The sequence below is a fragment of the Enterobacter cloacae complex sp. SHL009 genome, from assembly GCF_049237205.1.
GTDB lineage: Bacteria > Pseudomonadota > Gammaproteobacteria > Enterobacterales > Enterobacteriaceae > Enterobacter > Enterobacter cloacae_M.
Map to the genome: position 1 here is coordinate 936,986 of NZ_JBMKIW010000001.1, position 20,140 is coordinate 957,125.

Below are 20,140 nucleotides of genomic sequence, written 5' to 3' on the forward strand. Positions count from 1 at the left end.
AGCGAACGCATTCACGGGCTGAATTTGTGGATAGAGTAGTGTTAACACAAACGCCAAAGATGAGGAAGGATCATGAGCTATGTTACTGAATTTCCGGCTGCCGAGCCGCAGGAAGCCGTTACCCATTTTCTGCGCCGCCTGAGCGTTGAAACCGACTGCGCGGATGTGCATCATGCCATCGCCAATAATGAGCAGGACTTCGTGCTGTTGCACGTGGTGGGGAGCCCGGAGCAGTTTGCCCGCCGTCACGTGCCGGGCGCTCTGCATATGCCGCGGAACCAGATGACCGCTGAGCGCATGGCCGAATGGCCTGAAGGTACGCTGTTCGTTGTTTACTGCGCAGGGCCGCACTGTAACGGCGCGGACAGAGCCGCGCTCAAGCTGGCGCGCCTCGGGCTGCCGGTCAAAATCATGCTCGGGGGGATCACCGGATGGGAGGATGAAAAGTTCGCCTTTGCCAGCAGTGAAACCGCCGTCACGCTGTGAAGATGAATTTTTTTCAACACCCGTGAAATTTTCTCGTTTGCCGGCACCAGTGAGGTATGACATTGTTTTTGGACATTTAGACATCCAGAAGTCTAAAGCTTCAAATGATGAATTATCACTGCTGGCAATTATCGCCGGCAGACTGAGGAGATTTTCATGCAACGACACCATGCCCCGTACCGCGCCGATGTAGTCGGCAGTTTCTTACGCCCGGATGCCATCAAACAGGCTCGCCTGAAGTTCGCCAGCGGCGAAATTGACGCCGGACAGCTTCGCGCGGTAGAGGATGATGCCATCCGCCACGTCGTTGAGCAGCAGTGTGCGTGCGGCCTGCATGTGGTCACCGACGGTGAATTTCGTCGTGCCTGGTGGCACTTCGACTTCTTCGACGGTCTGCAGGGCGTTGAGCGTTACGATTCGCAGCAGGGCATTCAGTTCAACGGGGTACAAACCAAAGCCCACGGCGTGCGCGTGACCGGCAAGCTGGGCTTTGGCGTCCATCCGATGCTTGAAGATTTCCGCTACCTGAAAAGCATCAGCGGCGATGCTCAGCCGAAGATGACCATTCCCAGCCCAAGCGTGCTCCATTTCCGCGGCGGGCGCAAAGACATCGATGCGACGGTGTACCCGGATCTAAATGACTATTTCGACGATCTGGCGACCACCTGGCGCGACGCCATCCGCACATTTTACGACGCGGGCTGCCGTTACCTGCAGCTGGACGACACCGTCTGGGCCTATCTGTGTTCGGACGACCAGCGCCGTCAGATCCGCGAGCGCGGCGATGATGCCAATGAGCTGGCACGCATCTATGCCCGCGTCCTGAACAAGGCGCTGGAAGGCAAGCCGGAAGATCTGACCATCGGCCTGCACGTATGCCGCGGTAACTTCCGTTCAACCTGGATTTCCGAAGGCGGCTATGAGCCCGTGGCGGAAGTGCTGTTCGGGACGGTCAACGTTGACGCGTTCTTCCTTGAATACGATAACGACCGCAGCGGTGATTTCGCGCCATTGCGCTTCATTCGCCCGGGCAAGCAGCAGGTGGTGCTCGGCCTTATCACCACGAAAAACGGTGAGCTGGAGAACCCGGAGGGGATTAAAGCCCGTCTGGAAGAGGCGGCGAAATACGTGGCAAAAGAGCAAATATGCCTCAGCCCGCAGTGCGGCTTTGCCTCTACCGAAGAGGGCAACAGCCTGAGTGAATCCCAGCAGTGGGACAAAGTCCGTCTGGTCACGCAGATCGCCAGCGAAGTCTGGTAAAGCCTCTTCCACAGCGCTGCATTATAAAAGTGCAGCGCTGTGCCATTCTGAGTCGTTCTCTTTACATCCTGCGTTCCCCCTCCTGAAATAGCGCTTCCTTCATTCTGGCATCCTTTTTGCTCCTGCTTCGCTGACACATTTTTTTCCGCGTCCACGCCGTAACGGACGTTTTCGCACAGCGTTCTTTTTCAGGAGTGAAAATATGCAGCGTCGTACCTTATTAAAAGCCTTTGCGTTATCTGCGTCCGTCGTGGCGATGGGAATGAGTTTTGGCGTGCAGGCGGCCGATACCATCAAAGTGGGGATCATGCATTCTCTTTCCGGCACCATGGCCATCTCCGAAACGCCGCTGAAAGACGTCGCGCTGATGACCATCGACGAGATCAACGCGAAAGGCGGCGTGCTGGGTAAAAAACTGGAGCCGGTGGTGGTGGATCCCGCCTCAAACTGGCCGCTGTTTGCCGAGAAGGCGCGCCAGCTGTTAAGTCAGGATAAAGTGGCGGTGGTATTTGGCTGCTGGACGTCGGTATCGCGCAAATCCGTGCTACCGGTCTTCGAGGAGCTGAACGGTCTGCTGTTCTATCCGGTGCAGTATGAAGGCGAAGAGATGTCGCCAAACGTCTTCTATACCGGCGCGGCGCCGAACCAGCAGGCCATCCCCGCGGTGGAATACCTGATGAGCGAAGACGGCGGCGCGGCGAAGCGCTTCTTCCTGCTGGGTACGGACTATGTTTATCCTCGCACCACCAACAAGATCCTGCGCGCTTTCCTGCATTCGAAAGGGGTGGAGGATAAGGACATCGAGGAGGTTTATACCCCGTTCGGTCACAGCGACTACCAGACCATCGTCGCCAACATCAAGAAATTCTCTGCGGGCGGTAAAACCGCCGTGGTGTCGACCATCAACGGCGATTCCAACGTTCCGTTCTACAAAGAGCTGGCTAACCAGGGTCTGAAGGCGACCGACGTGCCGGTGGTGGCGTTCTCCGTGGGAGAAGAAGAGCTGCGCGGGATCGACACCAAACCGCTGGTCGGCAACCTCGCGGCGTGGAACTACTTTGAATCCGTGGATAACCCGACCAACCAGGCCTTCGTGGCGGATTACAAAGCCTATGCCAAAGCGCACAAGCTGCCGAATGCCGATACCGTGGTGACCAACGACCCGATGGAAGCCACCTACGTGGGGATCCATATGTGGGCGCAGGCGGTGGAAAAAGCGGGTACTACCGACGTGGATAAAGTGCGTGCGGCGATGGCCGGCCAGTCCTTTAAGGCGCCGTCAGGCTTCACGCTCACCATGGATGCCACCAACCACCATCTGCATAAGCCGGTCATGATCGGCGAAATCGAAGGCAACGGTCAGTTCAACGTGGTGTGGCAGACGGAACAGCCGGTGCGCGCTCAGCCGTGGAGCCCGTTCATCGCCGGAAACGATAAAAAGCCCGACCAGCCGATGAAAACCGCCAGCAACTAAGCCATCACCAGGGAGAAACGTCATGAACGCCATGCGCATGTTCATCGCTCTTGTATGGCTTTCCGGACTGCTGCCAGGGATGGCGCAGGCATCGGATGCCGATCGTTTTGTTGCCGCCAGCCGCAGCCAGCAGGCGGAGTTGCTGACGCAGTGGGCCGAAGCACCGGACGCCGCGAGGCTGCCGCTGCTGCAGGCACTGCAAAAAGAAAATCTCTATACCGACAGTCAAAAGCACGCCTTTGCGCAGCGCAGCGGTCAAATGGTGTCGCTCGGTGACGCTAAGTCGATCGAAGGGGCAGCCAAAGCCGTTCGTTTGACCAACCGGCTGCGCGTGCTGGCCGCCACGGCCATCGCTACGCATCAGCTTGTGAGTGACAGTGTCACCGAAAGGCGGGCGGCAGCTCGTCAGCTTCAGCGGGATGCCCAGCCCGGAATGCTCGCTTTTCTGGAAAAGCGGGTAAACGATGAAACGGACGCGGTGGCACGTCAGGCGCTATTACTGGCGGTGGCGAATCTCCAGCTCTCCAGCCCGCAGGCAGAGGTGCGCCGCAAGGCCGTCGAATTATTAGGGCAGTCCGACGATCCGGACGTTGAGTCCAGACTTACCCCGTTTACCCAGGCACAGACAGAGCCGGATGCCGGGGTGCGCGCCGCCGCACAGGAGAGTCTTAGCCAGATCCAGCATCGACTGATGTGGGGCGAGCTGCTGGGCCAGGCGTTTATGGGGCTCTCCCTGGGGTCGGTGCTGCTGCTGGCGGCGCTGGGGCTTGCTATCACCTACGGCCTGCTGGGCGTCATCAATATGGCGCACGGCGAGATGCTGATGCTGGGGGCGTATGCCACCTGGATGGTGCAGCAGGCGATGGCCGGGCTTGCGCCACAGTGGCTGGCGCTCTATCCCGTTATCGCGCTTCCGGTCGCGTTCTGCCTGACGGCGGGCATCGGAATGGTGCTGGAGCGCACCGTGATCCGCCATTTGTACGGTCGCCCGCTGGAAACGCTGCTGGCAACGTGGGGGATCAGTCTGATGCTCATCCAGCTGGTGCGCATGACGTTTGGCGCCCAGAACCTGGAGGTGGCCAACCCGGCATGGCTGTCCGGCGGGGTGCAGGTTTTTGCCAACCTGACGCTGCCGTGGAACCGCATCGTGGTGCTGGGCTTCGTGCTGCTGGTGCTGTTCTTTACCTGGCTCATTCTGAATAAAACCCGTCTGGGGCTGAACGTGCGCGCGGTGACGCAGAACCGCAGCATGGCCGCCTGCTGCGGGGTACCGACAGGTCGCGTCGATATGCTGGCGTTTGGGCTTGGATCAGGGATTGCCGGGTTAGGCGGCGTGGCGCTATCGCAGCTCGGTAACGTCGGGCCGGAGCTGGGCCAGGGCTACATTATTGATTCCTTCCTCGTGGTCGTTCTCGGTGGCGTAGGGCAGCTGGCAGGCAGCGTGGCCGCGGCGTTTGGTCTGGGTATTTTCAATAAAATTCTTGAACCGCAGATGGGGGCGGTCCTGGGCAAGATCGTGATTCTGGTGGCGATCGTGCTGTTTATTCAGAAACGCCCTCAGGGGCTGTTTGCGCTGAAAGGGAGGGTGATTGACTGATGAGCCAGCCGCTGACCTTAACGCTGGCGCGCAAAGCGCCGCGCACAACGCAACTTGCAGGCAGCCTGCTGGTGGTGTGTCTGCTGATATTACCGTTTTTCGCCTTACTGCCTGCGACGCATCCGCTGGCGCTGTCGACCTGGATGCTGACGCTGATTGGCAAGATCCTCTGCTATGCCATCGTTGCGGTGGCGCTGGATCTGGTGTGGGGCTACGCCGGGATGCTCTCTCTTGGGCACGGTATCTTCTTCGCCCTGGGCGGCTACGCGATGGGCATGTACCTGATGCGCCAGGCTGCGGGTGAAGGTCTTCCCGCGTTTATGTCGTTTCTCTCCTGGAGCGAACTGCCGTGGTTCTGGTGGGGAACCCAGCATTTTGCCTGGGCGCTGGTGCTGATTGTGATGGTACCGGGCCTGCTGGCGCTGGTGTTCGGCTGGTTCGCCTTCCGCTCAAAGATCAAAGGGGTCTATTTCTCGATTATGACCCAGGCGTTGACCTATGCCGGGATGCTGCTGTTCTTTCGCAACGAAACCGGTTTTGGCGGCAATAACGGCTTTACCGGCTTCACCACGCTGCTTGGGTTTTCGGTGACGGAAACGACCACCCGTATCGCGCTGTTTCTGGCGACCGTGCTGTTGCTGATTCTGGCGTTGGGCACCGGATTTGCCCTGGCGAAGAGCAAGTTTGGGCGCATCCTGACCGCCGTTCGCGACGCCGAAAACCGCCTGACGTTTTGCGGCTACGATCCGCGCGGGTTCAAGCTGCTGGTATGGACGCTTTCTGCCGTGCTGTGCGGCCTGGCGGGGGCGCTGTATGTCCCGCAGGTGGGCATTATCAACCCTGGCGAAATGTCGCCGACCAACTCGATTGAAGCCGCGATCTGGGTGGCGCTGGGCGGGCGCGGCACGCTGGTCGGGCCGGTGATTGGCGCGGCGCTGGTAAACGGCGCCAAGAGTTTCTTCACCGTCGCGATGCCGGAATACTGGCAGCTGTTCCTGGGGCTGATTTTCATCGCCGTCACGCTGTTTTTACCGCGCGGCGTCTACGGTCTGTTTCGAAAGGGAGAGAAATAATGCAGCCAGCCGAAGGGTTATTTACCCGCCAGTTGCCGGGCGATCGTTACCGTGAACAGACCGACCCGGTGCTGCAGCTTGAGGCCATTAACGTCAATTTTGATGGATTTCAGGCCCTGACCGATCTCTCGCTGAATATCGGCGTGGGCGAGCTGCGCTGCGTGATTGGCCCTAACGGCGCTGGTAAAACCACGCTGATGGACGTCATCACCGGCAAAACGCGGCCAAAGAGCGGCAGGGCGATTTACGATCAGTCCATCGACCTGACCGCGCTGGAGCCTGCGGCCATTGCACGCCAGGGCATCGGGCGTAAATTCCAGAAGCCCACCGTTTTTGAAGCGCTGACGGTGTGGGAAAACCTGGAGATCGCCATGAAAACCGATAAATCCGTCTGGGCGAGCCTGCGGGCAAAACTCAACGGTGAACAGCGCGACCGCATCGATGAGATGCTGGTTTTGCTGCGCCTTAGCAGCGAGCGCGACCGCCGCGCCGGGCTGCTTTCGCACGGGCAAAAACAGTTTCTGGAGATCGGTATGCTGCTGGTTCAGGACCCGCACCTGCTGCTGCTGGATGAACCGGCCGCCGGGATGACCGACGCGGAAACCGAATACACCGCCGAGCTGTTCAAAACGCTGGCGGGTAAGCATTCCCTGATGGTGGTGGAGCACGATATGGGCTTTGTTGAGACTATCGCCGACCACGTCACGGTGCTGCATCAGGGACGCGTGCTGGCGGAAGGTTCGCTTCGCGAGGTGCAGGCCAACGAGCAGGTGATTGAGGTCTATCTGGGGCGCTAAGGAGCGATGATGTTACAGGTTAACGAACTGAATCAGTATTACGGCGGCAGCCATATCCTGCGCGGCGTGAGTTTTGAGGCCGTCACCGGAGAAGTCACCTGCCTGCTGGGGCGCAACGGCGTCGGGAAAACCACGCTGCTGAAGTGTCTGATGGGGCTGATCCCGGCGAAAACCGGGGAGGTCATCTGGCAGGGTAAAAAGATCACCCACAGCAGGCCGCACCAGCGGGTGCAGTCTGGCGTGGCGTACGTCCCGCAGGGCCGCGAGATTTTCCCGCGCCTGACCGTGGAGGAGAACCTTCTGCTGGGGATGTCGCGATTTTCCGCCCGCGAGGCGAAGCAGGTCCCGGATGAGATCTGGCAGCTGTTCCCGGTGCTTAAAGAGATGAAGCATCGCCGCGGGGGCGATCTCTCCGGTGGACAGCAGCAGCAGCTGGCGATTGGCCGCGCCCTGGCGAGCCGTCCGCAGCTGCTGATTCTGGACGAACCGACCGAAGGCATACAGCCGTCGGTGATCAAAGAGATCGGCCAGGTGATCCGCACCCTTGCAAGCCGAGGCGATATGGCGATCCTGCTGGTGGAGCAGTTTTACGACTTTGCCGCCGAACTGGCCGACAGCTATTTGCTGATGTCCCGCGGCACCATTATCCAGCGCGGGCGAGGCGAAAACATGGAGCTGGAGGGCGTGCGCGGCCTGGTTGCGATTTGAAATGTTATATTATAACATTCTCATTCTTATAAAACGGAATGAGGGCGTTACTTTGGCTGCACATATTGGAAAATTTGCCATGACTCTGGGGGCGCTGCTGGTCAGCGGCCAGCTGTTTGCTCACTCGCACGGCCATCAGATGACCGAAGCGGAACAGCGGGCGGCAAACGGCGTGTTTGAGGATAAGGACGTCAAGGACAGAGCGCTGTCAGACTGGGACGGGACCTGGCAGTCGGTCTATCCGTTCCTGCTGGACGGCTCGCTGGATCCGGTGTTTAAACAGAAAGCGCAGAAGGACAAAAGCAAAACCTATGACGAGGTGAAAGCGTACTACCGTAAGGGATATGCAACGGACGTGGATGCCATCGGCATCGAAAATAACGTGATGGAATTTCATAAAGGCAAAGCGGTCAGCCGCTGTCAGTATGATTACAGCGGCTACAAAATACTGACCTACGCATCGGGCAAAAAAGGCGTTCGCTATCTGTTTGAATGTAAGGACGCCGGCAGCAAGGCGCCGAAGTTTGTTCAGTTCAGCGACCACACCATCGCGCCGAAGGCCTCTTCCCATTTCCACATTTTCATGGGCAACACCTCCCACGAGGCGCTGCTGAAAGAGATGGATAACTGGCCGACCTATTATCCGAATGAGATGTACAAAGAGCAGGTGGTAGAAGAAATGCTGCACCACTGATGCTTTATTGCCGGGTGGCGGCTACGCCTCACCCGGCCTGGAAGCGCTACGCCACCTTCGGTGACTCGCACCACGCCTTCACGCTCATCCCACGCAAAATCATCAGCCACGCAATGACGATGGCGACCATCATGATGACAAATAACGACCAGTGCGGCAGGTTGGTCAGAATAATACCGGTGATCATCGGGTTTGCCGCCGCGCCGAGCCAGCCCAGCGCCTGAGCGGAGAAATAGCTTGCCTTCATTCCCGGCGGGGCAATGTTGTCGATCAGCATATATTCGCCCGGTGCATAGATAATCTCACCCAGGGTAAATATGGCGGCAGCGATGCCCCAGTAAACCAGGTTTTCTCCAGAGACCATAAATCCCCCCAGCCCCACGATAAAAAACAGGGTGGCGAGGGTCATCAGCGGGCGAATATTGCTGGCAGAGATCTTGCGGCCCAGCGCGTACTGCAGCGTCACCACCACGGCGGCATTGACGGGCAGTACCACGGCAACGACCTTCTGCGCAAAATCGCTATCGGCATGGGCGGCCAGAACATACTGCGAAATGCAGCTGGCGAACGATCCGCCCACGTATGACGCGAGCAGGCCAGAGAGCGTATACCAGAACAGCGCGCGGTCTTTAAGCAGCACCGACGGCTGCCAGGGCATCTTCTCCTCTGCGGTATCCAGCGCAACGCTTTTCTGCACGAAGAAATGGATGAATCCGAGCGGCAGCGCGGCGCAGAAGGCCGCCAGCCAGAACGGCAGCTGCAGGCTGTACATCACCAGCAGGGTGCCAATCGGCGGCCCGATCGTCCAGCCAATGTTCAGGAAGCTGTAGTTAAGCGAGAAGACGCGCGCTTTCTGGCTCGTGGTGAGCACGTCGGAGAACCAGGCCTTCAGCACCGTCGAAAAGACGGAATAGGCGCAGTTGATCAGCGCAAAGAACAGTACCACCAGCGTGACGTTATCGACCAGCGGGATCGCGACAAATCCGGCGATGAAGGCCACGATCGCGATCAGCATGTAGCGCTTTTTATCAAACTTATCGGCAAGAATGCCAAATCCCAGGCTGAACACCACGCCGATGGTCAGCGCAATCGTCAGGGCATAACCAATATTCTCAACGCTCATGCTGTAGACGCGCGTGAGATAAATGGTCATAAACGGCAGCGTTGCCCCCCGACCAATGGTTAATAACAATGACGATGCCAGCAGCGCTGCGGTTGAGCGCCTGAGAGATGGTTTCATATTCCTGCCCGACAGTTGCTTATGCTTTTTATGTTGTGTCCTAAAAGGAGTATCACGACATAAGGGGCTTGTATAGCACCTGATTTATCCCTAAGTGCTTCAGCTGCCTGCCAGAATTAATGATCTTCTCGCCGCCCGCTTTTTTCTGTTACCTTGAACTGTTAACAAATAATTAATAATTCAGGGGCAGGGTATGACGCGTAAAGACGGACTGCTGGCGTTGCTGGTGGTCGTAGTATGGGGGCTGAATTTTGTGGTCATCAAGCTGGGGTTACACAACATGCCGCCGCTGATGCTGGCCGGTTTGCGTTTTCTGCTGGTCGCATTCCCGGCCATCTTCTTTGTGGCGCGTCCAAAGATCCCCTTTAATCTGCTGCTGGGCTACGGTCTGACCATCAGCTTCGGCCAGTTCGCGTTTCTCTTCTGCGCCATCAAGTTCGGTATGCCGGCCGGTCTGGCCTCGCTGGTCTTACAGGCGCAGGCGTTCTTTACCATTATTCTCGGCGCCTTCGTATTTGGTGAACGTCTGCAGGGCAAACAGCTGGCGGGCATTACGCTGGCGGTGTTTGGCGTTCTGGTGCTCATTGAAGCCAGCCTGAATGGTCAGCATGTGGCACTGCTCGGCTTTATGCTGACGCTGGCGGCGGGGCTGAGCTGGGCCTGCGGGAATATCTTCAACAAGCTGATTATGCAGCACGAGGCGCGTCCGGCGGTGATGTCTCTGGTGGTCTGGAGCGCGCTGATCCCGATAATCCCGTTTCTGGCGGCGTCGTTTATTCTGGATGGTCCGGATGTGATGCTGAACAGTCTGGTCGAAATCGATCTGACCACAATCCTTTCTCTTGTCTATCTGGCCTTTGTCGCCACCATTGTGGGCTACGGGATCTGGGGATCGCTGCTGGGGCGCTATGAAACCTGGCGTGTTGCACCGTTATCCCTGCTGGTGCCGGTGGTGGGACTGGCCAGCGCAGCGATTTTGCTGGGTGAAACGCTAAGCGCGCTGCAGCTGTTTGGCGCCGTGCTGATCATGGCCGGGCTGTATATCAACGTGTTTGGTCTGCGGGTTCGTCGGGCGACGCGGGTAAGAAAGGCATAAAAAAAGCCCCGCGTCTGCGGGGCAAAAACGAATCAGAGGCCGTGCTGATTATAATAAGGCACGCCTAATTCGTCGGATTTGTCGCTACCAGCACCCATATGATTGAAATCATAAGGCGACTGGTCATGTGCGGACGGCAAAATTATCGTATCAGGATTATTTTGCTGCGTTGCACGAGGGGTTTGCTCCGCGAAGGTCTGGCTGGAGAACAGCACCAGCAAGGCGAGGGCGGCGGAGGCGGTAACTTTCATGATTTCCTCGGTTACGTCTTTACAGGCGATGATTAACTACAGTGTTTTAACGGATACAGGTATCGGGATTCGCCCGGCACGCTGGTGATTCGGTACTTATGAGGCGGCACGTCAAAATAGTTCTTGAAGGTACGCGTCAGGGTTTGTTGCGATTCAAATCCGTAACGCTCCGCCAGATAAAGGATCGGCTCATTGCTTTCTTTCAGTTTCTGGGCAATTTCCGTCAGCTTGCGGCTGCGAATGTATTGACCTAATGAATGACCGGTCTCTTTTTTGAACATCCGTTGCAGGTGCCATTTGGAGTAACCTGAGCGCTCTGACACTTTTTCAAGGGAGAGCGGCGATTCCAGGTTATCTTCGATCCAGTCCAAAATGCTATGAATGGTGATAGCGTCAGTATTGCGTCTGGACATCGTCATACCTCTTTTTCTGTTTACGGCAGTATTTTCTTCAGCAAAAGCTCAAGGGTTGCCACTTCATCTGCCGTTAAGTTTTTTGTTAGTTCCTGATGCAGTGTTTGTCCTACTAATTGATGACATTGCTCGCACATGGCCGCGCCATCGCTGGTTAGCTTCACCAGTACGCCGCGTTTGTCATTCGGGTTAGGGCTTCGTTCTATCCATCCTTTGCAGACGAGACGATCGAGCATGCGGGTTAACGCGCCCAGATCGACAGAGAGCACCTTTTTCAGCTCAACCGGTGTAATACACACTTCGCAGCGAATGGAACACAGCACTTTGAACTGTGTTGCGGTGATATCCAGCGGTGACAGATAGTCATTGAGCAGGCGATCTTTTTTCTGATTTACCATATGAATAAGACGACCCAGCGGAACAACGTCGTTAAAGATATCACTGGTGCTTTTCACAATGGTTGCCCTGGCAAGTAGTTAGTCACGGCAGATATTATTGCTCAGGCAAGTATAAGTCAACTGAATGAGTCAGCCGATGCCACGAATTGCTAAAACGTTTCATGAACTTTTTTTGAGGTCTTTCAAATCATATAGATAACTGTGAGTTATCTTTCCAGGACGGAAATAATCGTTGCGTTGCGCCCATGGCTCAATGTCACACTTTCACCCTATAATTGCTGTGTTAAATATGGATAAGGACGACAACGCACTATGTTGGATTTAATAAAAGCAATCAGCCTTGGGCTGGTGGTCTTGCTGCCGTTGGCTAACCCGTTAACGACGGTGGCGCTGTTCCTCGGGCTGGCAGGGAATATGAACAGCGCCGAGCGCAACCATCAGTCGATGATGGCCTCGGTGTATGTGTTTGCCATCATGATGGTGGCTTACTATGCCGGACAGGTGGTGATGAACACCTTCGGGATTTCCATCCCTGGCCTGCGTATCGCCGGGGGGCTGATTGTGGCCTTTATCGGTTTCCGCATGCTGTTCCCGGCGCAAAAAGCGCATGAGTCGCCGGAAGCGGCCAGCAAATCGGAAGAGCTGGAAACCGAACCGAGTGCGAATATCGCCTTTGTGCCGATTGCCATGCCGAGCACGGCGGGGCCAGGCACCATCGCGATGATCATCAGCTCCGCCTCAACGGTGCGTGACAGCGCAACCTTCCCGGACTGGGTGCTGACGGTTGCGCCACCGCTGATTTTTGCGATTATCGGGGTTATCGTGTGGGTGTCGCTGCGCAGTTCTGGCGCCATTATGCGCTGGGTAGGCAAGGGCGGTATCGAGGCGATTTCCCGGCTAATGGGCTTCTTACTGGTCTGTATGGGCGTGCAGTTTATTATTAACGGCGTGCTGGAAATTATTAAGACCTATCATTGATGTGATTGCCGGGTAAGGCGAAGCCGCCACCCGGCAAGAAGGCTCACCCGTGCTGACCCTGATCCTCCAGCGCCACCGGCCATTTACGGAAGATGAGCACCGACCAGATCAGCGCCACCAGAGCCGGAATGGCGCCAAGATAGCCAATCGCCGACATTGATACGTGCAGTATTACCTGATTTCCCACCAGCGCGCCCGCGCCAATCCCCAGATTGAAAATCCCTGAGAACAGCGACATGGCGACGTCCGTTGCATCCGGTGCCAGGGCCAGGACCTTCACCTGCATGCCCAGACCAATAATCATGATCGCCACGCCCCAGAACAGGCTGAGGATCGCCAGATGGCTTTCACTGCCTGCGGCAGGCATCAGCAGCAGCAGGCAGGCCAGCAGCAGACCGATAGCGCAGCTCACCAGCGTCGACGCATGCCGGTTACCCAGCTTACCGAACAGCACGCTGCCAATAATGCCCGCTCCGCCGAGGATCAACAGCAGGACGGTGGCAAAGCTGGCGCTAAAGCCCGCCACCACCTGAACAAAGGGTTCAATGTAGCTGTACGCCGTGTAATGGGCCGTCACCACAATAACGGTAAGCAGGTAGATACCCAGCAGCGCCGGGCGACGCATCAGCAGCGGCAGGCTTTTCAGCGAGCCGGAATGTTCGCTCGGGAGCGCGGGGAGCAGCTTAATCAGGCATACCAGCGTTACCAGCGCGCCCATGCCGATGGCGAAGAAGGTGGTACGCCAGCCAAAGTATTGCCCCACGATGCGGCCAATCGGCAGACCCAGCACCATCGCCAGTGCGGTACCGGTGGCAATCAGGCTCAGCGCCTGGGCGCGTTTCCCTGCCGGAGCGAGACGAATAGCCAGCGACGCGGTGATCGACCAGAACACCGCATGGGCAAAGGCAATGCCGATGCGGCTGATGACCAGCACCGTAAAATTCCATGCCATAAACGACAGGACATGGCTGGCGATGAACAGCACAAACAGACCGATCAGCAGCCTGCGCCGCTCCATCTGGCTGGTCAAAAGCATAAATGGCAAGGACATCAGCGCCACTACCCAGGCATAGATGGTCAACATAATGCCCACCTGCGCCGTTTCCATCTGGAAACTTTCAGCGATGTCAGACAACAGCCCAACCGGAACAAATTCTGTGGTGTTAAAAATAAACGCGGCAATGGCCAGCGTGACCACGCTTAGCCACGCAACCCTGCGGGAAACTGTGTTCGTTGTCATAGGGATGTCGGAGATTCGTTGCTGAAAAGAAGAGGAGACGATCTTAAAACGTTGAACGGCGAAAACTCAACCATTATGTGATGCAGATCTCAATATTTACCTTATGAAAGCGGTAGCCGGGAACGCAGTTTTCATTGAATATAAAAGAACAACACAATAAAAACAGGCGGTAAGACAATGCAGGAGATTGATTTTTATCTGGTAGATGCGTTCAGCGATACCTCATTTGGCGGCAATCCGGCCGCCGTTTGCCCGCTCAAGGAATGGTTACCCGATGAGACCTTGCTGAAAATGGCGCAGCAGCATAATCAGTCGGAGACGGCTTTTTTCGTCTGCAGTAAAGGGGGCATTGAGCTACGCTGGTTTACCACGCTTACCGAAGTCAATCTCTGCGGCCACGCTACGCTTGCGGCCGCGCACGTGCTGTTTACCGAGCTGGATTACCCGGATTCTCGGATCCACTTTGATACCGCCTCTGGCCGCCTGACGGTCAGCCGGGAGGGGGAGTGGATGACGCTGGACTTCCCGGCATGCCCAACCCATGAAGAGACACCCCCGCCGGAGATGCTCTCGGCGCTGGGTATCAGCCGCTACGTTGAAGCCCGTAAAGGGCGCGCCTGGCTGATCGTTCTGGAGAATCGCCAGCAGGTTGAAGCGCTTGCGCCACGCTTCTCGGCGATGACGCCAGGCGAGCATAAGGTGAGCGTTACGGCGCGCGGTGAGGGGGAATATGATTTTGTCAGCCGATTTTTCTCACCGGGCGTTTCCGTCCCGGAAGATCCGGTCACCGGCTCCGCGCACACCATGCTGATCCCTTACTGGAGCGAAAAGCTGGGCAAAACCACGATGTTTGCCCGTCAGGTTTCAGCGCGCGGCGGCGACGTACGCTGCGAGCTGAAAGGTTCGCGCGTGCTGATGAGCGGGCAGGCCACGCTTTATCTGAAAGGCACAGTTTTTCTGCGCTAAAACCCCATAACAAGAGAGGAAGAGACAATGCAGGAAATTGATTTTTATCTGGTGGATGCCTTCAGCGACAAAACCTTTGGCGGCAACGCCGCAGCGGTATGTCCTCTGGAAGAGTGGCTGCCGGACGAGACGCTGCTCAAAATGGCACAGCAGCATAACCAGTCTGAGACCGCCTTTTTCGTGCGCGCCGACGGTGGGTTTGAGCTGCGCTGGTTTACCACGCTGGATGAAATTAACCTCTGCGGTCACGCTACGCTTGCCGCATCGCACGTCATTTTCGAATACCTTGATTACCCGCATACCGAAATCATCTTCACCACGCGCTTTGTCGGCGAGCTGACCGTCAAACGCAGCGGCGACTGGCTGACGCTGAACTTCCCCGCGTGGTCGACGGAGGTTGTCGAGAACCCACCTGCGCTGCTGTTTAGCGCGCTGGGCATCACGGCGGCAAAAGAGGTGCGCGTCGGACGCGATTACATGGTGGTGCTGGAGAGCCAGCAGCAGGTTGAGGCGTTAACCCCGGATATTGGGGCCATGCTTCCGCTGGATAAAATGGTCTGCGTGACGGCGCCGGGAGAAGAGTATGACTTCGTCAGCCGCTTCTTCTGTCCGGGCGAAGGGGTGCCGGAAGATCCGGTCACCGGATCCGCCCACAGCATGCTGATCCCATACTGGAGCGAAAAGCTGGGCAAAACGTCACTCAATGCCCGCCAGGTGTCATACCGTGGCGGGGATCTGCGCTGCGAGCTGAAGGGCGACCGCGTGCTGATTGGCGGCCAGGCTACGCTGTATCTGAAAGGGCGGATCTTCCTGCGCTAGCTGAGAGACGCGCTATAAGTTAATACTATGAACCACCCCGGCAGGCCTGAGCTATGTTGATATAAAAACAGCAAGGAGCCTGCCATGTATTCCATTACCTCTGAATCTGCACGTCATCCGGACATTCTCAACCTGATCGCGGCGCTTGACCGCTACCAGAGCGAGCTCTATCCCGCCGAAAGCAATCATCTTCTCGACCTGTCCGCGCTGCCTGAAGCCTCGCTGATCCTGATGGTCATTCGTGACCAGCAGCTGCACGCCGTGGGCTGCGGCGCCATCGTGCTCAACGGCGACGGAACGGGGGAGATGAAGCGGGTTTATATCGATCCGGCCCATCGCGGGCAGCATCTGGGTGAAACGCTGCTGGCCGCCCTGGAAGATGAGGCCCTGAGCCGTCATTGCCACACGGTAAGGCTGGAGACGGGCATCAAACAGCGCGCCGCGGTTCGCCTGTACGAGCAGTGCGGGTACGATTTGCGTCCGGCGTTTGCCCCGTACGCTGACGATCCGCTCAGCCTGTTTATGGAGAAGGCGCTGGTTGAAGACGTTCGTTTAGCAGCGCTATAAAGGCTTCCAGCTGGCGGGTCATCGCCCCGCGCCGCCACACCAGCCAGGTAGTGAGCCAGCGCCAGTTTTCCGCCAGCGGCCAGGCTTCAACCTGATGATGTCCCGGCATACTCTCCAGCATCGAGCGCGGCATCAGCGCGATACCCGCGCCCGCAATGACGCAGGCGAGCATGCCGTGATAGGACTCCATTTCATGAATGCGGCCGGGCGTGGCTCTGTCCGCATGAAACCAGCTTTCCAGATGTCGACGGTACGAGCAGTTTGCGCGAAAGGCGTAAACGTCGCTGCCGCTGACCTGCGTGGCGCGGGCGACCTCCGCGTGACCGGCAGGCGTGACCAGCATCATCTCTTCCCGGTAGACCGGCATGCCCTCCAGCTCCGGGTGCGACAGCGGCCCGTCGACAAAGGCGGCGCTGAGGGTTCCCTCCAGTACGCCATCAATCATCGTCCCGGAAGGCCCGGTAGAAAGGGCAAACTGGATGCGCGGATAGCGCTGGTTAAACTGCGCCAGCGTTTCGGGAATGCGCACCGCGGCGGTGCTTTCCAGCGCGCCGAGGGCAAATAACCCCTGCGGCTCATCTCCCGCGACGACCATGCGCGCTTCATCCACCAGGGCGAGGATCTGCCTGCTGTAGCGCAGGAAGTTATGCCCGGCGGGGGATAAGCGCAAACGCTGGTTCTCACGAATAAACAGCTCAACGCCAAGATCGGCTTCCAGCTGGCGGATGCGGGTGGTCAGGTTAGACGGCACGCGATGCACCTTCTGCGCCGCCTGGGTGATGCTGCCCGTCAGCGCGACGGCGTTAAACATTTCAAGCTGGGTTAAGTCCATAGCATTCTCGTTTCGTGAATAAGGTGGTTAGTATTATTCATTTTTAAGAAATAGCAGAGTGAGCCACAATCAATCAACCGAAATGCGTGGAGAACATCATGAAATATTCATCTGCTACACATGCCCTGTCCGTTAACCCTGCAACGGGGGAAACCCTCGGTGCCTTCGCCTGGGCGACGTCGGAAGAGGTTGAACGCGCGATTTATCAGTCAGACGCGGGGTATCGCCAGTGGCGACGCGAAAGCGTGTCCCATCGGGCGCAGAAGCTGCGGGATCTCGGCGCCGCGCTGCGAAAACGCGCGGAAGAGATGGCGCAGACCATCTCCCGTGAAATGGGGAAACCCATCCTGCAGGCGCGGGCGGAAGTGGCAAAATCCGCCGGTCTGTGCGACTGGTATGCCGAGCATGGCCCGGCGATGCTGCGTGCGGAACCCACGCTGGTGGAAAACCACAACGCTGTTATTGAATACCGTCCGCTGGGGCCGATTCTCGCGGTAATGCCCTGGAACTTCCCGCTCTGGCAGGTGCTGCGCGGCGCGGTGCCGATCCTGCTGGCAGGTAACAGCTATCTGCTTAAGCATGCGCCAAACGTGCTCGGCTCTGCGGATCTTATTGGGCAGATCTTTGCGGATGCCGGTTTCCCTGAAGGCGTATTCGGCTGGGTGAACGCCACCAATGACGGCGTAAGCCAGGCGATTAACGATCGCCGTATTGCGGCGGTGACCGTCACCGGCAGCGTGCGTGCCGGTGCGGCCATTGGCGCGCAGGCAGGAGCCGCGCTGAAAAAATGCGTTCTTGAGCTGGGCGGTTCCGACCCGTTTATCGTTCTCAACGATGCCGACCTGGATCTTGCCGTGAAGGCGGCGGTGGCGGGTCGCTATCAGAATACCGGACAGGTATGCGCGGCGGCCAAACGCTTCATTGTGGAAGCGGGGATTGCAGACACCTTTACTCGCCGCTTCGTTGACGCCGTCGCCGCGTTAAAGATGGGCGCGCCGGAAGAAGAAGAGAACTACCTGGGCCCGATGGCGCGTTTTGACCTGCGCGATGAGCTGCATCAGCAGGTGCAGGCCACCCTGGCCGAAGGGGCAACGCTGCTGCTGGGCGGAGAGAAAATCAGCGGAGAGGGCAATTACTACGCGCCAACCGTGCTGACCAACGTCACCCCGTCGATGACGGCGTTCCGCCAGGAACTGTTTGGTCCGGTCGCGACCGTTACGGTAGCAAAAGACGCGGAGCACGCCCTGACGCTTGCCAACGACAGCGACTTTGGCCTGTCCGCTACCGTCTTCACCGCTGACGCAGCGCTGGCGGATAAATTCTCCCGCGAACTGGAGTGCGGCGGGGTGTTTATCAACGGCTTTAGCGCCAGCGACGCGCGCGTGGCCTTCGGCGGCGTGAAGAAAAGCGGCTTTGGCCGCGAGCTTTCCCACTTTGGGCTGCACGAGTTCTGCAACGTTCAGACGGTCTGGAAGGATCGCGTGTAATTTATCGCCCGCCTGTGATTTCGGCCCTCATCAGGAGGGCCGTTGTCATTTATCTGCAATGGTTCTGTCATTTTCATTTCGTAGACTCGCACGCGTCTAACGCCTTGTTAATGAAGATAATTATGAACATAACGCAAATTTTTCGCCGTATTGCGCAGCGTCTCACCCCTCGTCACTTTGGCCTGCTGACGGGTATCTTTTGCATTATTGGCCTTTTCTCCGCGCTGCAGCTCTCCTCCTCATTCCTGCTTAACGCTTCCCTGAACGACGCCCAGCGCAACGAGCAGCAAAACCTTCTCGCCTGGCAGCAGCAGAGCAAGCTGGATCTGGCCCGTGTTTCCCTGCTGGCGGCAAGCGACCTGCTCAACCGGTCCGGCGTCTGGTTTATGCAGGATAAAGAGACCGGCTCCGACGGAAGCTGGCACAGCCTGATGGATGATGCGCAAAAGGCGCTGGCGGTTTCTCAGCAGGCGTGGAAGGCCTGGCTGGCGCTGAATCCGCCGAAAGACGACGCCCTGGTGAACAGCTATCAGCTTTTTTACGGCGCGATCAACGAGCAGGCTGAAGGTTTGATTAAGACCAACACCATCGACGCGTTTTTTGCCGTACCGGCTCAGGCGTTTCAGTCTGATTTTAACGACAACTATGCGCGCTATCAGCAGGCAAGCGAGAAGCAGGCCATGCAGGGGCGTCAGAGCTTAATGGCGCAGCTCACCGGCCTGCAAACGTTGTTCCTGTTTGCGCCGGTGCTGTTGCTTGCCATCGCGGCTGTCGTCTGGTTCGGCATGTCCAGATGGGTGATTACGCCGCTACGTCGGTTGATAGCGCATATTAACCGGCTGGCGGCAGGGGATCTCTCCGGCACCCCGCCGAACGTCATGCGCTTTAACCGGGAGATAGGTCAGCTTAGCGACAGCATTGCGACTATGCAGCACGGTCTGCAGCAGCTGGTGACGCAGGTCAGCCATGCCACCGCAACGATGGTGGAGAACATTGACTCCCTTGCGCAGGGTAACCAGAAGCTGTATCAGCAGTCAGCGCGCCAGGCAAAAGAGCTTGAGGATGTGACGGCGCATATTGCGGCGCTGGAAAGCCATGTGGAAGGGAATACCGGCTATGCCAGGCTCGCCAGCTCGCGGGCCGATGAGGCGCGTCAGGCGGCCGTGGGCGGCGACCGAATGATGTCTACCGTGAATGCGTCTATGCAGGCGATCGTCGACCGATCTTCTGAGATGCGCGGGATCGTGGCGATGATCGACAGCGTGGCGTTTCAGACCAACATCCTGGCGCTGAATGCCGCCATCGAGGCGGCCCATGCCGGAAACCAGGGGCGCGGCTTTGCCGTCGTCGCCAGGGAAGTCGGGCTTTTGGCCAGAAAAAGCAGCCACTCGACGCAGACCATTCAGGAGCTGATCAACCGTTCGCTGCGGGGCATTGAAGACGGTTCCCGTGCCGTTAACCTGATGGAAGAGAATCTGCAGCAGGTCACCGGTCTGGTGGGGAATTTAAGCAGTTTGCTTAATGAGATCTCAACCGCCACGCTCAGCCAGGGAGACAGTATTCACCAGATGACGCGCCAGCTTCAGGCGCTGAATCAGGTCTCCCGTCAGACGGACCTGCTGGTCTCAGACGCCTCGGATGCCTCTGAGCGGCTGCAAAAGCAATCCGATCTTTTATTGCAGGCCGTTTCGCGTTTTCGTCTTAGCGCCTGACGCAATACATAAGCCTCTGTTATACTCGCAGCCCGTTTTAGCCTGAGGGCAA

Annotated in this window: 21 protein-coding genes; 15 read left to right on the forward strand and 6 right to left on the reverse strand. The window is 57.7% G+C overall.

The window, feature by feature from the left end; genetic code table 11:
• Window positions 1-72: 72 nt before the first annotated feature.
• The 8 genes from ACOTZC_RS04610 (at window position 73) to zinT (ending at window position 8,089) form a co-directional block, all read left to right on the forward strand.
• Window positions 73-486 carry a rhodanese-like domain-containing protein gene (locus tag ACOTZC_RS04610; protein WP_045399249.1) on the forward strand — a complete coding sequence of 138 codons (414 nt, stop codon included), beginning with the start codon at window positions 73-75 and terminating at the stop codon, window positions 484-486.
• Between the two features lie 156 nt (window positions 487-642).
• Window positions 643-1,746 (forward strand): cobalamin-independent methionine synthase II family protein, encoded by a 1,104-nt coding sequence (locus ACOTZC_RS04615; RefSeq protein ID WP_045399251.1) that lies wholly within the window; start codon window positions 643-645, stop codon window positions 1,744-1,746.
• A gap of 202 nt (window positions 1,747-1,948) precedes the next feature.
• Complete coding sequence (gene urtA / locus ACOTZC_RS04620; RefSeq protein WP_014883816.1) at window positions 1,949-3,220, forward strand: urea ABC transporter substrate-binding protein; 1,272 nt, start codon at window positions 1,949-1,951, stop codon at window positions 3,218-3,220.
• Between the two features lie 22 nt (window positions 3,221-3,242).
• The gene (urtB, locus tag ACOTZC_RS04625) at window positions 3,243-4,817 is read left to right on the forward strand and encodes an urea ABC transporter permease subunit UrtB (RefSeq protein ID WP_047741844.1); all 1,575 of its coding nucleotides are present in this window, start codon (window positions 3,243-3,245) and stop codon (window positions 4,815-4,817) included.
• Window positions 4,817-5,890, forward strand: coding sequence for an urea ABC transporter permease subunit UrtC (gene urtC / locus ACOTZC_RS04630; RefSeq protein WP_045354943.1), 1,074 nt, complete (start codon window positions 4,817-4,819; stop codon window positions 5,888-5,890). The genes urtB and urtC overlap by 1 nt, the downstream gene beginning before the upstream one ends.
• A complete protein-coding gene (gene urtD / locus ACOTZC_RS04635; RefSeq protein ID WP_023311769.1) occupies window positions 5,890-6,687 on the forward strand; it encodes an urea ABC transporter ATP-binding protein UrtD in 798 nt (265 codons plus the stop codon). The genes urtC and urtD overlap by 1 nt, the downstream gene beginning before the upstream one ends.
• A 9-nt stretch (window positions 6,688-6,696) precedes the next feature.
• Window positions 6,697-7,395 carry an urea ABC transporter ATP-binding subunit UrtE gene (gene urtE, locus ACOTZC_RS04640; RefSeq protein ID WP_421635679.1) on the forward strand — a complete coding sequence of 233 codons (699 nt, stop codon included), beginning with the start codon at window positions 6,697-6,699 and terminating at the stop codon, window positions 7,393-7,395.
• 52 nt (window positions 7,396-7,447) lie between these two features.
• Window positions 7,448-8,089, forward strand: a complete 642-nt coding sequence (gene zinT / locus ACOTZC_RS04645) for a metal-binding protein ZinT (protein WP_045399385.1) — start codon at window positions 7,448-7,450, stop codon at window positions 8,087-8,089.
• 46 nt (window positions 8,090-8,135) lie between these two features.
• Here zinT and ydeE read toward each other — a convergent pair whose 3' ends face one another.
• Window positions 8,136-9,329 (reverse strand): efflux MFS transporter YdeE, encoded by a 1,194-nt coding sequence (gene ydeE, locus ACOTZC_RS04650; RefSeq protein ID WP_045354945.1) that lies wholly within the window; start codon window positions 9,327-9,329, stop codon window positions 8,136-8,138.
• A gap of 193 nt (window positions 9,330-9,522) precedes the next feature.
• Here ydeE and eamA point away from each other — a divergent pair, with 193 nt between their 5' ends.
• Complete coding sequence (gene eamA / locus ACOTZC_RS04655; RefSeq protein ID WP_163353809.1) at window positions 9,523-10,425, forward strand: O-acetylserine/cysteine exporter; 903 nt, start codon at window positions 9,523-9,525, stop codon at window positions 10,423-10,425.
• Window positions 10,426-10,457: 32 nt separating this feature from the next.
• Here the strand turns inward: eamA and marB are convergent, their stop codons facing one another.
• The 3 genes from marB to marR are packed head-to-tail and all read right to left on the reverse strand — an operon-like array spanning window position 10,458 to window position 11,544.
• Complete coding sequence (marB, locus tag ACOTZC_RS04660; RefSeq protein ID WP_023311774.1) at window positions 10,458-10,676, reverse strand: multiple antibiotic resistance protein MarB; 219 nt, start codon at window positions 10,674-10,676, stop codon at window positions 10,458-10,460.
• 32 nt (window positions 10,677-10,708) lie between these two features.
• Window positions 10,709-11,089, reverse strand: coding sequence for an MDR efflux pump AcrAB transcriptional activator MarA (gene marA, locus ACOTZC_RS04665; protein WP_008502237.1), 381 nt, complete (start codon window positions 11,087-11,089; stop codon window positions 10,709-10,711).
• A gap of 20 nt (window positions 11,090-11,109) precedes the next feature.
• Window positions 11,110-11,544, reverse strand: a complete 435-nt coding sequence (gene marR / locus ACOTZC_RS04670) for a multiple antibiotic resistance transcriptional regulator MarR (RefSeq protein ID WP_008502236.1) — start codon at window positions 11,542-11,544, stop codon at window positions 11,110-11,112.
• Between the two features lie 255 nt (window positions 11,545-11,799).
• On the opposite strand from marR, the gene ACOTZC_RS04675 reads away from it, so the two are divergent.
• A complete protein-coding gene (locus ACOTZC_RS04675; RefSeq protein WP_126303299.1) occupies window positions 11,800-12,465 on the forward strand; it encodes a MarC family NAAT transporter in 666 nt (221 codons plus the stop codon).
• 43 nt (window positions 12,466-12,508) lie between these two features.
• On the opposite strand, the gene ACOTZC_RS04680 is transcribed toward ACOTZC_RS04675, so the two are convergent.
• Window positions 12,509-13,705, reverse strand: a complete 1,197-nt coding sequence (locus ACOTZC_RS04680; protein WP_421635615.1) for a sugar transporter — start codon at window positions 13,703-13,705, stop codon at window positions 12,509-12,511.
• A gap of 177 nt (window positions 13,706-13,882) precedes the next feature.
• Between ACOTZC_RS04680 and ACOTZC_RS04685 the strand changes: the two genes are divergently transcribed.
• From ACOTZC_RS04685 to ACOTZC_RS04695, 3 genes are all read left to right on the forward strand, one after another.
• Window positions 13,883-14,671: a PhzF family phenazine biosynthesis protein gene (locus ACOTZC_RS04685; RefSeq protein WP_163353811.1), complete on the forward strand. Its 789-nt coding sequence runs from the start codon at window positions 13,883-13,885 to the stop codon at window positions 14,669-14,671.
• Window positions 14,672-14,698: 27 nt separating this feature from the next.
• On the forward strand, window positions 14,699-15,490 hold the full coding sequence (locus ACOTZC_RS04690; protein ID WP_421635616.1) for a PhzF family phenazine biosynthesis protein: 792 nt from the start codon (window positions 14,699-14,701) through the stop codon (window positions 15,488-15,490).
• Between the two features lie 84 nt (window positions 15,491-15,574).
• Entirely contained in the window at window positions 15,575-16,057 is a 483-nt protein-coding gene (locus tag ACOTZC_RS04695; RefSeq protein WP_029741250.1) for a GNAT family N-acetyltransferase, read from the forward strand.
• Here the strand turns inward: ACOTZC_RS04695 and ptrR are convergent.
• On the reverse strand, window positions 16,011-16,889 hold the full coding sequence (ptrR, locus tag ACOTZC_RS04700) for a putrescine utilization regulator PtrR (protein ID WP_033145537.1): 879 nt from the start codon (window positions 16,887-16,889) through the stop codon (window positions 16,011-16,013). The genes ACOTZC_RS04695 and ptrR overlap by 47 nt on opposite strands.
• A 98-nt stretch (window positions 16,890-16,987) precedes the next feature.
• Between ptrR and sad the strand changes: the two genes are divergently transcribed.
• Both sad and ACOTZC_RS04710 read left to right on the forward strand, forming a co-directional pair.
• Window positions 16,988-18,376 carry a succinate-semialdehyde dehydrogenase gene (gene sad / locus ACOTZC_RS04705; RefSeq protein WP_239632520.1) on the forward strand — a complete coding sequence of 463 codons (1,389 nt, stop codon included), beginning with the start codon at window positions 16,988-16,990 and terminating at the stop codon, window positions 18,374-18,376.
• A 122-nt stretch (window positions 18,377-18,498) separates the two neighbouring features.
• A complete protein-coding gene (locus tag ACOTZC_RS04710) occupies window positions 18,499-20,088 on the forward strand; it encodes a methyl-accepting chemotaxis protein (protein WP_045399282.1) in 1,590 nt (529 codons plus the stop codon).
• Window positions 20,089-20,140: the final 52 nt, after the last annotated feature.